5 protein-coding genes, 1 tRNA gene and 3 CRISPR repeat arrays (1 of these 9 running past the window's edge) are annotated in these 17,281 nt (G+C 40.7%); of the genes, 3 read left to right on the top strand and 3 right to left on the bottom strand.

Annotated features, from left to right (window positions below; translation table 11 throughout):
• Positions 1-2,052: a CRISPR direct-repeat array (repeat unit 28 nt; unit sequence CTTCATCACCGCTCAGGTGACTTAGAAA) (it extends 2,839 nt beyond the left edge of the window).
• Positions 2,053-2,150: 98 nt separating this feature from the next.
• Positions 2,151-6,260: a CRISPR direct-repeat array (repeat unit 28 nt; unit sequence CTTCATCACCGCTCAGGTGACTTAGAAA).
• 98 nt (positions 6,261-6,358) lie between these two features.
• Positions 6,359-6,747: direct repeats of the CRISPR family, unit length 28 nt; unit sequence CTTCATCACCGCTCAGGTGACTTAGAAA.
• A gap of 1,074 nt (positions 6,748-7,821) precedes the next feature.
• Positions 7,822-8,661 (top strand): DUF5020 family protein, encoded by an 840-nt coding sequence (locus tag H4W00_RS07640; protein WP_334684911.1) that lies wholly within the window; start codon positions 7,822-7,824, stop codon positions 8,659-8,661.
• A 141-nt stretch (positions 8,662-8,802) separates the two neighbouring features.
• Here H4W00_RS07640 and H4W00_RS07635 read toward each other — a convergent pair whose 3' ends face one another.
• Positions 8,803-10,473, bottom strand: a complete 1,671-nt coding sequence (locus H4W00_RS07635) for an alpha-keto acid decarboxylase family protein (protein ID WP_209956961.1) — start codon at positions 10,471-10,473, stop codon at positions 8,803-8,805.
• A gap of 282 nt (positions 10,474-10,755) precedes the next feature.
• Here H4W00_RS07635 and H4W00_RS07630 point away from each other — a divergent pair.
• Positions 10,756-10,830, top strand: a tRNA-Gly gene (locus tag H4W00_RS07630).
• An 899-nt stretch (positions 10,831-11,729) separates the two neighbouring features.
• Here the strand turns inward: H4W00_RS07630 and ppiC are convergent.
• Positions 11,730-12,008, bottom strand: a complete 279-nt coding sequence (gene ppiC, locus H4W00_RS07625; RefSeq protein WP_209956960.1) for a peptidylprolyl isomerase PpiC — start codon at positions 12,006-12,008, stop codon at positions 11,730-11,732.
• Between the two features lie 737 nt (positions 12,009-12,745).
• On the opposite strand from ppiC, the gene H4W00_RS07620 reads away from it, so the two are divergent.
• Positions 12,746-13,609, top strand: a complete 864-nt coding sequence (locus H4W00_RS07620) for a leucine-rich repeat domain-containing protein (RefSeq protein WP_209956959.1) — start codon at positions 12,746-12,748, stop codon at positions 13,607-13,609.
• 443 nt (positions 13,610-14,052) lie between these two features.
• Here the strand turns inward: H4W00_RS07620 and H4W00_RS07615 are convergent, their stop codons facing one another.
• Positions 14,053-17,280: a DEAD/DEAH box helicase gene (locus H4W00_RS07615; protein ID WP_209956958.1), complete on the bottom strand. Its 3,228-nt coding sequence runs from the start codon at positions 17,278-17,280 to the stop codon at positions 14,053-14,055.
• Between the last annotated feature and the right edge of the window lies 1 nt (position 17,281).

Raw genomic sequence — 17,281 nt, 5'->3', positions numbered from 1 at the left:
TGACTTAGAAAAATAGGAATCAACATTATGACAACATATTACACTTCATCACCGCTCAGGTGACTTAGAAAGCTGAAAAAACTATCTGAGCTGTAACCATGCCCTTCATCACCGCTCAGGTGACTTAGAAAACATAGAAAATGGTTATAAATAAACTTTACTTCTTCATCACCGCTCAGGTGACTTAGAAATATGTATAAGAACGCTATAAGACTATAAGAGTCTTCATCACCGCTCAGGTGACTTAGAAAACCATGCTTGTTTGGTTTTAAATCATACAAATCTTCATCACCGCTCAGGTGACTTAGAAATTTAAGTGTGTTTTATTGAGTGTTTAATATATCTTCATCACCGCTCAGGTGACTTAGAAAGATAGCATTGGACGTTATAGCATTATGTTGCGCTTCATCACCGCTCAGGTGACTTAGAAAAACCCATGATAACGCTATCATCATCACAATATCTTCATCACCGCTCAGGTGACTTAGAAAGCTATAGCTTGTGAAATGGTTATTTGCTAAAGCTTCATCACCGCTCAGGTGACTTAGAAAAATAAACACTATATAAAAGGCTTACAACATGACTTCATCACCGCTCAGGTGACTTAGAAAATTCTATTGTATTTTTCAAATTGGTCTACAAACTTCATCACCGCTCAGGTGACTTAGAAAATCACTTCAACAATTAGCATTACGTAATTATCCTTCATCACCGCTCAGGTGACTTAGAAAACTACAAACCATTAAAAAACTATTCCCAGAGCCTTCATCACCGCTCAGGTGACTTAGAAAGAAAACAGTTATTACCGATATTAAAGCCTTGTCTTCATCACCGCTCAGGTGACTTAGAAATTACCGATGTTGATTTGGATTGCGACAGCCAACTTCATCACCGCTCAGGTGACTTAGAAAACCGAAAAAAGTTAATAGTGTTATGAAGTGGTCTTCATCACCGCTCAGGTGACTTAGAAAACATGAGGACAAGCTAGCAGGTGTACGTAATACTTCATCACCGCTCAGGTGACTTAGAAATATATGCGTACCTAGGCAACACAATGCGCTTACTTCATCACCGCTCAGGTGACTTAGAAATGCTATATTTTGGAGCTATAATAGGACTTTCGCTTCATCACCGCTCAGGTGACTTAGAAAATCGGTCTAATGCAAATCACAGCGTTTGTATCCTTCATCACCGCTCAGGTGACTTAGAAAAATAGGAATCAACATTATGACAACATATTACACTTCATCACCGCTCAGGTGACTTAGAAATTGCTGCTGAGCAGGACTACCGCCCTGTAATTCTTCATCACCGCTCAGGTGACTTAGAAATGCTCACCGCCTACTTCATCAATAATAATATACTTCATCACCGCTCAGGTGACTTAGAAATTGCAACAATTTTGCGGGGCTTGCTTTTATCTCTTCATCACCGCTCAGGTGACTTAGAAATCACTACTATTCGAAATAGATTGTTTATCATCCTTCATCACCGCTCAGGTGACTTAGAAAAATCTATAACTAACACTGAATCGACCAATACAGCTTCATCACCGCTCAGGTGACTTAGAAACGTTTTTATAATCGCTATGCTCGTTAACTTCACTTCATCACCGCTCAGGTGACTTAGAAACTATCTGCTGCTGCAATGTGTCCGAACTCATGCTTCATCACCGCTCAGGTGACTTAGAAATAACCTAATCACTGACAATATGGACGTTAATGCTTCATCACCGCTCAGGTGACTTAGAAAAACATCGTACCTGTATGCCATAGATTTCCATCCTTCATCACCGCTCAGGTGACTTAGAAAGCGAATATACGGATCGCATCAGTAACAAAACCCTTCATCACCGCTCAGGTGACTTAGAAATTAATCTGGGGTGTATCAATTTGATTGTCAGACTTCATCACCGCTCAGGTGACTTAGAAATGTTACGGGTTCGCCTAAAATAACGGGTTGTACTTCATCACCGCTCAGGTGACTTAGAAAACCTCCGCATCTTTAATCGCTTGGTAATAAGCCTTCATCACCGCTCAGGTGACTTATGAGCAGCGTTAAAAAATTGCATGTCAATTTTAGATGCGCAAGAGTAAATCTTTTGAATAAGATTTGCTAGTAGCTGGAATATTGACATAAATTTGGATAGAAGCATATCACCGCTCAGGTGACTTAGAAATGAAGAAATGTCATCAATCGTTTTGATTGAGCCTTCATCACCGCTCAGGTGACTTAGAAATAATGCCCTGCGTGTTGGCAGTTTAAGCGGTGCTTCATCACCGCTCAGGTGACTTAGAAATTGACGGAATGGCTGATATATTAGTTTCCAAACTTCATCACCGCTCAGGTGACTTAGAAAACTGAACGATAGCGATATCACTACCTTCAATCCTTCATCACCGCTCAGGTGACTTAGAAAACCCATCCATAACGGCTGAAACTACCGTAAGCCTTCATCACCGCTCAGGTGACTTAGAAATTATAGTTTAATGAAGTACTCGCGTTTGAAGTCTTCATCACCGCTCAGGTGACTTAGAAAATACGGTCATCTTCAGGAACACCCAAGTCATCCTTCATCACCGCTCAGGTGACTTAGAAAATCATCAATGGCATTTTTACTGATATGTCAGCCTTCATCACCGCTCAGGTGACTTAGAAAATGCTAATAAGATTCTTACGAGCATACTTGCTCTTCATCACCGCTCAGGTGACTTAGAAAGTTTAGGCATAGCAGCAGGGCGCAATCTCTACCTTCATCACCGCTCAGGTGACTTAGAAAATGCTGAACAGGAAGTCAGCTTATGCCAACACCTTCATCACCGCTCAGGTGACTTAGAAAATCGCCTTTGATAGACCAGTCATTAATTTTAGCTTCATCACCGCTCAGGTGACTTAGAAAATGAACAGTGCTTAGCGTAGTGCTTAGCGCCTCTTCATCACCGCTCAGGTGACTTAGAAAACCAGCTATCGTCAATGGTATGTATAACGCGCCTTCATCACCGCTCAGGTGACTTAGAAAGTCTTACCGGCATTGCTGTAGCCTGATGACTCCTTCATCACCGCTCAGGTGACTTAGAAATATCGAGGTCCACGGCCAGGGCGGTAGCGCCACTTCATCACCGCTCAGGTGACTTAGAAAAGTAGGGAACAACACGGAAAAATAGTAATAGCCTTCATCACCGCTCAGGTGACTTAGAAAAAGTGATGGACACCCTGGTCAAGCTATCCAGTCTTCATCACCGCTCAGGTGACTTAGAAAGTTACCATAGAGTCATTGCCAGAGCTTAACACCTTCATCACCGCTCAGGTGACTTAGAAAACGACCCGATGAAGGCTGATTTTTATATTATCCTTCATCACCGCTCAGGTGACTTAGAAATATTCCAACTTCGCGCCATAGTTTAATAATTACTTCATCACCGCTCAGGTGACTTAGAAAATATGTTAAATTACGGGGTGTGTTGTTAGTCACTTCATCACCGCTCAGGTGACTTAGAAAATAGGGATACACCTGCACAGTGTGCTAACACTCTTCATCACCGCTCAGGTGACTTAGAAATAACAGTTATAGAGCAGTCAGAATTTGACTACCTTCATCACCGCTCAGGTGACTTAGAAAATTAGATAGAGTGGACTCAAAGAACAAAGCGCCTTCATCACCGCTCAGGTGACTTAGAAAACTCACTCGTAGACAGTTTAAACTAGCTTTACCTTCATCACCGCTCAGGTGACTTAGAAATACCTGAAAGTAACAGCGCACTCATAACGTTACTTCATCACCGCTCAGGTGACTTAGAAATATGTTAGCAGCTCTACTATAAATAATCTATTCTTCATCACCGCTCAGGTGACTTAGAAAATTAAACCGTACTGTTAGAGCTGTTACGGCCCCTTCATCACCGCTCAGGTGACTTAGAAAATCCCGCCACTTCATTGTTCTTGTGCCTTTAACTTCATCACCGCTCAGGTGACTTAGAAATCACTAATACTTTTTAGTTCCTTATTTCCTTTCTTCATCACCGCTCAGGTGACTTAGAAAAACGGTTTTAAGTTAAAAGAACAGCCGGACGGCTTCATCACCGCTCAGGTGACTTAGAAATGATTTATAGTCGTCAGCCTCAGCGCTTATAACTTCATCACCGCTCAGGTGACTTAGAAACATAGCGCATAACGTAGTTCGCCCGCACGCACCTTCATCACCGCTCAGGTGACTTAGAAAAATTTAGATGCTCTAATGAGCCTGATATTATTCTTCATCACCGCTCAGGTGACTTAGAAACCAACCCGCAGGAGACGCAGCGTAAGACATGGCTTCATCACCGCTCAGGTGACTTAGAAATATTGACCAGTCTGCTGCCCCTGACAAGTCTGCTTCATCACCGCTCAGGTGACTTAGAAATTACTCGTAAATAATAAAGATCATTTTTCCTTCTTCATCACCGCTCAGGTGACTTAGAAACATTGCGATAATGGCAGGACGAATAGCGACAGCTTCATCACCGCTCAGGTGACTTAGAAACACCTGCGGTAGCAACAACAAATTTTAATCAACTTCATCACCGCTCAGGTGACTTAGAAACAGAAGTGGTTACTGCTACTGCTGACTGGGACCTTCATCACCGCTCAGGTGACTTAGAAACGCTAGTATCTGCTCACCTTGCGTCTTAACATCTTCATCACCGCTCAGGTGACTTAGAAATCATTAGGTTTAACCCAAACACGGCCTTGAGTCTTCATCACCGCTCAGGTGACTTAGAAAATAACTCTAGCGGTAAGGTTCACCCAACTCAACTTCATCACCGCTCAGGTGACTTAGAAAAAGTGATGGACACCCTGGTCAAGCTATCCAGTCTTCATCACCGCTCAGGTGACTTAGAAAGCGCTAGTTGCGGCTTGAGCGTGTGCCATGCTCTTCATCACCGCTCAGGTGACTTAGAAATAATACAACCTTGTCCTGGCTTGCGACTGCTGCTTCATCACCGCTCAGGTGACTTAGAAAATTGTGATACTCAACGCAATAAACACCGTGGTCTTCATCACCGCTCAGGTGACTTAGAAAAACTGTTTAAAGCAGGGTCGCGGTCTATTACTCTTCATCACCGCTCAGGTGACTTAGAAAAAAGACGGAGAGATGTGTATCGGTATGACGCACTTCATCACCGCTCAGGTGACTTAGAAAATAGTCATAACTTTAGTGTATAAAGTCTGCATCTTCATCACCGCTCAGGTGACTTAGAAATAATTAATTCAGCCTTACGTCTTTTATCACAACTTCATCACCGCTCAGGTGACTTAGAAAACTCGTAACTGTCAATGCCTAGTGACTGCTGCCTTCATCACCGCTCAGGTGACTTAGAAATAGTAAGAACACACGTTCGTCAGTAGGCATCTCTTCATCACCGCTCAGGTGACTTAGAAAGCTCACTATCAGCGACAAGGCGATTGCAGGCACTTCATCACCGCTCAGGTGACTTAGAAAAGAGGAATCAACGGAGTTATGTACAATCAATGCTTCATCACCGCTCAGGTGACTTAGAAATTTCGGGAAATTATTAACCCCTGTTGCGTCATCTTCATCACCGCTCAGGTGACTTAGAAACAAAAAGCACTGAGAAGAGCAGGGCCGGATAGCTTCATCACCGCTCAGGTGACTTAGAAACTCAGCCGCCGCTATGTAGTCACTCGCTTTGTCTTCATCACCGCTCAGGTGACTTAGAAATTCACCGCCGCAGGCCACGCAATTAGGGTTAATCTTCATCACCGCTCAGGTGACTTAGAAAATGAGAGTTGACGTTTGCCCTTAAATGATTTTCTTCATCACCGCTCAGGTGACTTAGAAAAAGATGGGTGGGGCGTGCTGAACTAGGAAAGTCTTCATCACCGCTCAGGTGACTTAGAAATTTTTGAAATCAGCGTAGATGATGAGCCGTCCCTTCATCACCGCTCAGGTGACTTAGAAAGTAAGGCTGTGTGCCTCGCGTGTTACCCATGACTTCATCACCGCTCAGGTGACTTAGAAATCAACTAATATAAACGGCTTGCAGTGGTCAATCTTCATCACCGCTCAGGTGACTTAGAAAAAAAACAAATAACTATACCCACTTAACGGTGGCTTCATCACCGCTCAGGTGACTTAGAAACATTGCTCATAGTCCGCATACGCTCCGCCCTGCTTCATCACCGCTCAGGTGACTTAGAAATTGCAATCTGTGCCTCAGTGACAATACCCATTCTTCATCACCGCTCAGGTGACTTATGAGCAGCGTTAAAAAATTGCATGTCAATTTTAGATGCGCAAGAGTAAATCTTTTGAATAAGATTTGCTAGTAGCTGGAATATTGATATAAATTTGGATAGAAGCATATCACCGCTCAGGTGACTTAGAAAATCATCGTTTGACCGAAATTCATTGGCTCATGCTTCATCACCGCTCAGGTGACTTAGAAACTAGGATACACAATAGTTATCACTAGATTATACTTCATCACCGCTCAGGTGACTTAGAAAGCTAAAAACAGCAAGTTATGAAAATTGGGATGCTTCATCACCGCTCAGGTGACTTAGAAAGTCGGCATCTAAGGTTATGTCAGACTCAGAAGCTTCATCACCGCTCAGGTGACTTAGAAATGATACTTCTAATCCTCCTGATACTTCTGATCCTTCATCACCGCTCAGGTGACTTAGAAAGCTTGAGTCGACGTCGGGGTCGGATGTAGAAACTTCATCACCGCTCAGGTGACTTATGAGCAGCGTTAAAAAATTGCATGTCAATTTTAGATGCGCAAGAGTAAATCTTTTGAATAAGATTTGCTAATAGCTGGAATATTGACATAAATTTGGATAGAAGCATATCACCGCTCAGGTGACTTAGAAAATTGATTATCAATACATCGCCAACTGCTGCAACTTCATCACCGCTCAGGTGACTTAGAAAATCTACCGTCATCGTAGGTGGCACTTTACTTCCTTCATCACCGCTCAGGTGACTTATGAGCAGCGTTAAAAAATTGCATGTCAATTTTAGATGCGCAAGAGTAAATCTTTTGAATAAGATTTGCTAGTAGCTGGAATATTGATATAAATTTGGATAGAAGCATATCACCGCTCAGGTGACTTAGAAAGAGTCCGCCCGAACACCGATGTTGTTGTTGCTCTTCATCACCGCTCAGGTGACTTATGAGCAGCGTTAAGAAGTTTCATGTCAATTTTAGGTGCGCAGGAGTAAATTCTTTGAATAGGATTTGCTGATAACTGGAATGATTACCATTCATTTTTGAGCATTGTGCGAGGCGTAACAAACAAAATATTTTTTGTGTAAAAACTTAAAGATTACTTGTTTGCTATTTTTTTGCCATCATTTTATCCCCAATGTTCAACAGACCCTAATATATTTTAATTTTATTTCACCTTCTGTACAAAATAAATAAACCTGACTAAATGGTCAGTTATCTGAATAAAATCATAATCTTAGATGACACTAGCAAGATAACGCTACATATTGTGGCTTTATTTATGAAAAAATTACAGTTGTTAGACCCATTAAATTATGATTAACTGTTTCAAATCGTTAATAAATATCTTGTTACTAGTGTAATTATCAGTTCGACTGACGTTATCGTCGTGGGAGCACGTCACCACTTTAAGTGACTGTCTCCTCTAGCAGACGATAGCTACTATCTTTCAGCAGCGCCTATTTTTAACCAAACCTGTTTTTCCCTAATGGTACTGACGCGTTTTTACAGGATGTTAAAACCAGTTTTTACCTGACACTATAGCTACGACTTTAGGGAATATAATGACTGTACAAAAGGGAGTTTTACTGTGCATTTAAATCTACTTACTAGCCTGCCACCTTCTACCAAATCATTTAAAGCTAAGCTGGCTTATATGAAGCCATTAACCACTGCCGCCGTTGCTATCATTGCTTTAGGCACCATGACTACTGGTGCTCACGCTAAAATGCTGTTTGGTGGTACCAGCATCACTGGACTATATGGTGATAACTTTAAATTAACCCCTAATCTAGATGATAATACTCTTAAGGTCATGACCCTAGAGCATGCTTCCACTCATACTTGGGGCGGCGTATTCTTCTTCGTTGATCGTATCCAAGGTGATGATTACGACTTGAAAAATAAGGACGGGGACGTTATTGGTACTAAAGAGTTTAAAGAAACGTATGGTGAGCTTGCCCCTAAGCTTAAGCTTGCAACCTTTGATACTGGCCTTATCAAACAAGTTAACTTGGCAGGTCAGTATGAGTTTGGCTCAAACGGCAAAGGCTTTAGTCAAGACAACTATTTAGTGGGCGTCGGTGCAGATCTGAACTTACCGATTCCGAATATGAAATACGCGTCTGCCTCTATATACCAGGCATTTAACAGCCAAAATAATTCAGATGACCAACAAATCACCTTAACCTATGGTTGGGAGAAGAATAACTTTGTCATCGACGGTTATATTGATTACTCTTTTAACAGTGAAAACGATGAAATTAAAGACAACATTCATATCAATCCACAAATAAAATATAACCTACAAAAAGTATTGGGTATCGACAATCGCTTAGAAGTGGGCATGGAATACAGTTACTGGAAAAACAAATTCGGTTCTGACGAGACACAAAGTGCGCCTAGTGCCTTGGTTAAATTCCACTTTTAAGTAAAATCCCAACCGTCTGCAGCGCTTAGTTATTTTTACATAAAAAGCCCCGCTCTAACTTTGATGTTTGAGCGGGGCTTTTTGCTATCTAACATTTTATACGAAGCTTACAATCCTATCAGTAAGAATATGCGAGAACTTTTAGGCCTTGGAGGGCTTCAAGGCAGCGCTGATATCAGCCAATAAAGGCGGAATATCGTGTTTGTCCGTGATCACCTCTAGCATGACCATTTTATCTGTAGTGGCTGCTGCCTTTAGCAGAGCGGCTTTTAACTCGCCCGCTGTTTCAACCTTAAGCAGTAGAGTATTGTCCTCATTACCACCAAATGCTTGCGGCATCAGTTGCCAATTACACTTAGGAATGTCGTTATAACGTTGGTTTTCACCATGAATGGCGCGCTCGACGGTATAGCCATCATTGTTAATCAGCACAATAACTGGATTAATACGTTCTTGGATCATGACGGCTATCTCTTGAATAGTCAGTAAGGCTGAACCGTCGCCAATCAGTAGCACACTACGCTTATCCGGAGAGGCAATAGCGCCGCCTAGACTCGCAGGCAAGGTATAACCGATTGAGCCCCACATGGGTTGTCCGTAGCAAGTCACGCCTTCTGGTAAACGGACATCGCTAATACCGAAATAAGCGGTGCCTTGTTCCGCAAATACCAGATTATTATGGTCTAAGCGATCAGCAATGATATGCCATAAGTCATCTTGACGGATAGGCTCGTCATCCTTACCCTTTTGCTGATGCGGCTCTATCTTTTTACATAACGGCTTTGGCACGATATTAATCCCAGAAGTCATTACTTCATGCAGCGCTTGCAAAGCATCTTTCAGCGCGATTGGCGCAAAGTTCCGACCACTGATAGTCGCGCGCTCGTAATGCAAATCAACCACGACCTCTTCATTAATGTCTTGGCTAAAGCCAGCAGTAGTGGTATCGGTATATTGTACCCCAATCTTAATCAAACATTCACAGTTCTCAACCGCATCTTTGACCACTGGACGTGACGCCACGCCAGCATAAGTACCTGCCCAACGTTCACTGTGTTCATCCAGCAAGGTCTTGCCCCACGATAACGTCGTATAGGGGATCTCAGTGTCGGCTATTAAAGCCTTAAGCTGGTTTTGTAGTCCCAGACGATGCACCATTAAATCGGCCATCAAGGTCGTGGTCTTATTCGGTAAAAACTCTATCAGTGCTTGCTTAAAGTCGACTAAGGCCGCTTGACTGGTAATATCTTCTGTACTATCAATGAGCTTAGTTGTCGGCGGATAAATGGGCAGACGCGCTACATCGGGTGATAGCATCAGATAGCCTGGACGGTGTTTTTTAAGCACCATACGAATCACTCGATCTATCTCAGAGGCCGCATTTTCAGAAGTGATTTGCGCACGCGCCACAGTCACTGGCTCTACCATCTTGATAAAGTGATTGAACACGCCATCACCAAGCGAGTGATGGATCCGGCGCTTGCTCGCCTGTTGCGCCATAGCAGGTGCCCCAACCACATGCAATACCGGGGCATATTCAGCATAAGAGCCAGCAGTAGCGTTAATTGCAGACAGCTCCCCTACGCCAAAAGTCGTCACCATCGCAGCAAAACCGCGCTCACGCGCATAACCGTCTGCAGCGTAGCCTGCGTTCAGCTCGTTGGTATTGCCTACCCAGCGTAGCTTATCAGAAGCAATGATGTTATCTAAAAATGTTAAGTTAAAATCACCAGGCACACCAAATACTTCAGTCGCGCCCGCCTCAGCGATACGCTCAAATAAATAATCAGCGATAGTGTATTCTTGGCTCATATTGCTTATCCTTAAGGCTTATTGTTATAAATAGTCATCGTTATAACTGTGATGGGGAATCATTATAAAAGAGTATTTCAGCTTACTTATTAGATTCAAAGCTTTTGGAATACCTATTATAACAATCTGTTATATCATACATTCATAGCAGGATGACATGCCTATTTTGCTAAATTTTAGTTTTTTGCATAGTGGCTGTTGACAGGTCATAAAAACTGCGTATAATACGCCATCATCATCTAGACGATAGTTACTTGCTAATTATAACTATTTGATAATTCAGCGGGAATAGCTCAGTGGTAGAGCATAACCTTGCCAAGGTTGGGGTCGAGAGTTCGAATCTCTTTTCCCGCTCCAAATATGGCTCGTTAAGAGCAAAAAGCCTCACTTCTTACTATAAGAAGTGAGGCTTTTTTTTGTCTTAATTTTGGGGGTTATAGCGGTTTTATACAAACGAACCCAATCTAAAATTTCACCTATTAAGAATAGTGATGCAAAAAAATTCCATTCTCGCTACTTTTTCTTCTCATTTAACACTTTTGAAATTATTCATAGCGTGATCAAAACGCGACGAACTTATCAAGCATAAACGAATAGATAAGGAATACCGTTGTGAAGATCACTAATTATAATTATAAAAGACTATTTGCTGAATTTAAGCCTAATAGCACTATTAGTAGAGATGCTAGTGCTATTGCCAATACGCTAATTTGTAAGCTCTACATTCAGCCTGGCTCAGATCTAGCACGCTTTTTAGGCATTAAGACTTGCTTTTATAATTATATGACACTGCAGGTATGCATACAAAAGCAACTGAATACTCAAAACCGCTAACTTGTGAAAGATACGAGCAACAAGCTCCAAAGTGAGCTTCATAAACGATTACCGCAACCTGGTTGTTACTATTAACGGAAGCATGTTGTGTGTGTAAAGCTGCAACTCAATATGACGCATAACGCGCGCGGTATAAGAATATGTAAGGATTACTGAGCATACGATAGTCAAGGTAGCTTTATTAAACACGTACAGGCGCTTTGCAAACAGTATGAGATTAATGCTCAATTACTAATTAAAACGAGCCCTCAGTGTTATGCCTACTTGAACGATTTACTATGTAAGTGCTGCGTCTATATTGGTCCGATTGAGTTACCTGCAGATATTTCTTATATAAGTTCAAAACACAGTTAGTTTTGTGCAGTATGTGAAAATGCTTTGTGGCGGATATATAAAGAAAATAAAAGCTTCGACTCTAACTCTTACGTCCTATAAAGCACTTTAACCACATGCCAGCCAAATTTGGTTTTCACTAAATGCGGGGTGAAGAGTTCGCCGCTGAAGCAGACTTTATCAAATGCTGGTACCATTTGGCCTTGTTTAAACTCACCTAAATTGCCGCCTTTTTTACCTGATGGGCAGGTTGAGTGTTTCTTAGCCAACACATCAAACTGGGCACCTTTTTTAAGCTTGGCAATAATGTCCTCAGCCACTTCTTTGTGTTTTACTAAAATGTGTAATGCGCTAGCTGTACGAGCCATAATGTAAACCCTTCATAAAATATCGATTATCGCGGCATTATATCACTACTTACTTTTGCTGCTAACCTAATTTGTATGCTCTACTTCATCAAAAGTCATTATCTACACAGGCGATATTCTTTGGATGAGGATTGGCACCTGTCGAGGGTCGCTGCCCCTACATAATAGGCTTAATAAGGCTGAAGTAATTCATTACTTCACAGAGAGCCGCCTCGGTATTGTCGGAAACTTAACATCCTAAGAGAGTACGACAACCTTCTTTGACAAATGATAAACAGCTTGTTATGATAAAAAAACATCGTGGGTTTAAGGCTACTTCCAGCGCGATGAAAAACAAAGACTGGTAAAACGCACAACTCCTTTTCGCTCTGTAAGGTGACTGTGTCGTTTCAATTTGGCACAGACAGAGCAATAGGAGATTTCTTTATGACTACTTCTAGTCGATTGATTCCAAACTTTATACTTCTCAATTATTCTACTCATACTCGGCTACTAAGTCTTATGAGACTTTTTCGTTATTCCGCTTTTTTCAATAAGCCCTCTTTCAAAAACTCCTCCAGTAAGCTTAATAAATCTTTATCAGTCTCAGTCACTGATAGTCCAAGCTACACTAAGAATATGGCTTACCTTGGTTTTATTACTGTGCCCAACGACTCTTAAGTTTGACGTATAGCAATAACACCAGCTAAGAATTTGAATGTATTCACCTCATTTAACGATTATTAAAAGGTAACCTTATGACAGCATATAGCGATAAAACCAACCAAGATGACAACACTACTCGTAATCAAGATACACACGTTGAAGACTGGATGATGGAAATATGGGACTGGATGGATAACCATAATATGCATGGTAGCCTTGACAGCATTGTTCCTCGTGATCCTGAAGCATTACGTCAGTTAGAAAGGCTTGATTTAGGATATGGAAAATTGACGAGTTATAGCTATATTGATAATAAATCAGTATTACAAAGCGAAAGTGAGTCCACTAAGCCATTGCCAGGCGCTATCGGCAATTTAAAGAACCTGAAATACCTTAGACTGATCGGTTTTGAAGAGCTACCGGAAGAAATTGCTCAATTAGATAACTTAGAGACGCTAGTATATATGAAGTGCTCTTTCATTGAATTCCCAAAGGTACTCTGTAAACTAAAAAACCTTAAATCCCTAAGTATCTTTTCAAAAAGCTTAGAGAGGTTTCCTAATGAGCTCGGCAATCTATCATCTCTTACCAGTTTTGATATGAGGGGAACGCAGGTTCAACACTTACCATACTCTATTGGTAGTCTAAGCAAGCTCAGAAGCATTGAGCTGTATGCTAATGAAGATTTGAAGGCTTTGCCTGATAGTATCGGAAATTTAACAAACCTTACAAAATTAGAAGTACGTGCTTCTCACCTCGAAACCCTGCCACGTTCTATAGGCAATCTAAATAGATTAAAAAGCCTTGTACTCTATCAAAATGGTCTGCAAAGTTTGCCCAATAACATTACCAACCTGAAAGCATTGGAACAACTCGATGTTAATGAGAATCTTCCATCGGGTGCATCAGAAACTGTCAATCAATTTTTGGATAGTGTTGGTGGTAAGGCGACTTAGATAATGCTGTATGTGAATACTGCGGTTATGCTTATCCGCTTAAAGTATTGGCAGCTATCTCTTATATGTGCGCAAAAGATGGTTGGTTATGCGCAATATGTGAGTACACTTTGTGACGGACAGATAAAGAAAACAAATTAGTATTAACCGTCAAAAAAGTCAGATAGCTTAAGTTGTCTGGCTTTTCTATTTATCAAATATCTTCTCTTAAACACAGTCCAATTTAATGATGCCACAACAGTATAAACCTAACTATGTAGTTAATACTGAGCCTCTAACGTAGCTCTAATAGTTCTGTTATAAACTACTCTAAAAGAGAGAAATAAACATTGGATGCAGCACAGAACGATTTTTTCTAAACCTTGGTCTTTCCAATGCGGAGCTGTTGACTTATAAACATATCGATACACAGATTTTAGAGGCTTTATTTTTGAAAAACCTACTTAATAAATCGACTGAATCAACTCTTGTTTAAGATCCACTTCTGGTTTTAACATATCATCAGCTAAACTACGTTTGCTTGATAATAGCTTGTCCAATTTAATCTCAAAAGTATCAAAATCATCTGCTGCAATAGATGGGTAATAAACAAAAACCTCTTTATCTTGCCCAATTCGATAGGCTCTATCAGTTGCTTGGTCTTCCTTAGCTGGGTTCCAACTACGTGTATAATGAATCACATGATTCGCTTTTTGGATATTCACCCCAAAGCCCACTGCCACCGTAGATAATATAATCACGTTGAAACCATCCATTTCTTGGAACTTATCAATAATACCTTGTCGAGTTAAGCCTACTCTACTGTTAGTGTTGGAATCCCCGTTTACTGTAGTAACGTTTAATCCAAATCGCTCAAGGAGAAGGCGTTTTAAGAACACTTGAATAGCCCTGAACTCAGTAAAAATGATAACCTTCTCATCTTTTTGTTTTATACTCTCTAAAGTCTTTATTAACCATTCGGCTTTAGGTGAATCTTTAATAGTCGCTTGTTCTTGCAAATTCAGGGGATGAGCACAAATCATTCGCATATCATGTAGTGCTTTTAACATAACGCCTTTGTGGCCTTGCTCAGATAAACTTCTATAATCATTTGATACTTGTTTATATAGTGTGCGTTGCAACGTTGATATTTTAATATTTTTACAATCATTAATTTCGTGTTTTGCTGGCAACTCAGCGACATCATGCTTCATACGTCTTAATACTTGTGGCTCAATCAATTGACGAAGGTAATCTATTATCGCATTGTCTTCATCGTCTTTCTTTTCAATAGGACGTCGATACTCTTTATTAAATTCACTAAGCGAACCCATTAGATTTTCTTGAATGAAATCAAATAAGCACCATAGATCAACAAGTGAGTTTTCTACAGGCGTGCCTGTACAAGCGATTTTAAAGTCTGCTTTTTGAGCTTTAGCAGCTTTAGTAACCATTGCAGTGGGCACCTTTATTTTTTGTGCTTCATCGCATATCATCACACTCCAATCTACCCTTCCTAAAGAAAACTCAAGGTCTCGCATTGTTTCATAAGTAGTCAATACGATATCTGCACCACCTAACCAATTTTCTTCAAGTAGATTCGTTATTCCATAATCATTTCTTAATTGAGAAGATATTAAGTGCTTCGGTATTTTTCGCTGTTTTAAGTTATCTCCATACAAGCTTAGAACCTTGCCAAATTTTGCGCTAAAAAACCTATTGATTTCAGCCTCCCAGTTCTCCAATAAAGAAACTGGCGCTACGACTAATGCAGGCTTTTTATCTTCTGTAGTTTCTAAGTATTCACCAATAAAACAAAGTAACTGCAAAGTTTTCCCTAATCCCATATCATCCGCTAACAAGCAGCCGCTTATCTGAATTGGCGCATACTGATATAGGTTTTGTAGCCAAGCGATACCGTACTCTTGATGCTTTTTTAGACTAAATTCTTGGCTTCTAAAACTTGATGGCAACCTGGCCTGAGGGCGATTACTTTCATCGAAAGTCAGAGTCTCAGATCGCTTTTTAGTAAAGTCTGCCTCATCGATATTATTAGCAATCAATAAGGTAGATTTTTTCTTTGTTTCATCAGCTTCTGGCTGCTCTTGCTCTACGTCGTTTTCAGCTGAGTCTCCACTCTTTGAATCACGCAGTTCATCAAGTAATTTTTTTGCATCATCTAATGGAATAGAGGCGTTGCTGTCCGGATGTAGAACAAAGCTCTCCCCTTCTGCCTCTGCATGCTGGATACGTTGCTCAAGTAGTTCAGTAGTGGCATCATTATTATCAGAAGTAAATTGAGATAAGTCGGCTGACTCATCTATAAGATTCTGTGGTAACCATTCGGATTCACCACTATCTTTTTGAATTGCTTCAGAGCTCAGTTTTTCAGCTTCACCAATCCCTATCACTCTATCGCTGTAGTTGCTTAAATCTAGCACTGTTTTAGCTTGCAACTCATCATCATACTGTTGAATTTTTTCTAGATCACTTTTCAGCTCTTCTACTTGATTTTCTAAGTAGTTGGTTCTATCTATACTGTAACCTGCCCATAGGAACACAGGTGATGATCGCTCATAAGTAGCAATAAAGTGTTGGGCTTGCGCTAGATTTGAAAGCTCTAAAAGAACAGGGTCTTGTGCTCTACTTGAGTTTTCATGCAACGTTAACTGAGCGGAACTAAAATGCGATGCTTCATCATAGGCTTTATCTACTAGCAAACGGTAGCTATAGATTTCTGCCTCTTCTTTTGATTGCTCGAAGCCCTCTGGAGATATAACCTCTATCGCATCCTCCCCTAACTGAGCAAAAGGATTATGTAAAAAAGTCTGTGCACGCTCACCAGTTATCCGACGATTTGGCATCTTCTTAATTTCATTTAGTACACTTTTAACTTGCGGCTCGATGATAACGTGTGCCAAACCACCTTCTGGTAAGCTGATTGTATATTCATCTTGCACTTCATTATACTTATCAAAAGTTTGTAGCCAATTTGAGGGCGAGTCTTTAAAATCAGGCTGCACCTCTACCACTGACTCTGAACTAACTAAGTTTTTACGAAGGTTAAGTTGGAGCTCATCTGGGGCCAGTACGATTGTTTTACGTAGGAACTCATCTAAGTTCGCTTCACTTTTATTTGCTAAACCACGTATTTGCGCCCAATATTTTTGATTTGTTGATTTATCTTTATCCGTAATACGAGAGAACTCTTTAATTTTCTCTAATAACTTCCAAGCGCTTTCATTCAATAAATATTCTTTACCAGTAAGACTAATAATTGCGCCTGTTCGTTTGATTGAGCCTTTAAACTTAACCTTATTTTTATCACACCAACCATCCAGAATGATTTGAAAATTAGAATCACTTAGCCCATTTTCACTACGAATTATCGGGTATAAATCATTTGATAGTGGCAAGTTGAGCAAATTAATGACATCGCTATGATCAGGGTCTTGTTTAATCTGAAACAACTCTTCCCATGGCAATATATAGCTATCATCTAGCTGATAAGCAACCTCTTCATCGGCTAAACTCTCCCAGTAGAAATCCGCATCAGTTTTAGCCACAGCTGTATAGCAGTGCTTTAAACCCATGTCATCATATTGTAGCGGTAAAGACACGATTTTTTCTACCAACTCTTCTCTATTAGTATCGTCAACAGCTTTATTTCTTTTCCAGAATGCTAACTTCATA

The sequence above is a fragment of the Psychrobacter sp. PL19 genome, assembly GCF_017875835.1.
In the GTDB taxonomy this organism is placed as follows: Bacteria; Pseudomonadota; Gammaproteobacteria; order Pseudomonadales; family Moraxellaceae; genus Psychrobacter.
The sequence above is the reverse complement of the archived record's forward strand: the minus strand, read 5'-3'. Positions and strand labels throughout refer to the sequence as shown.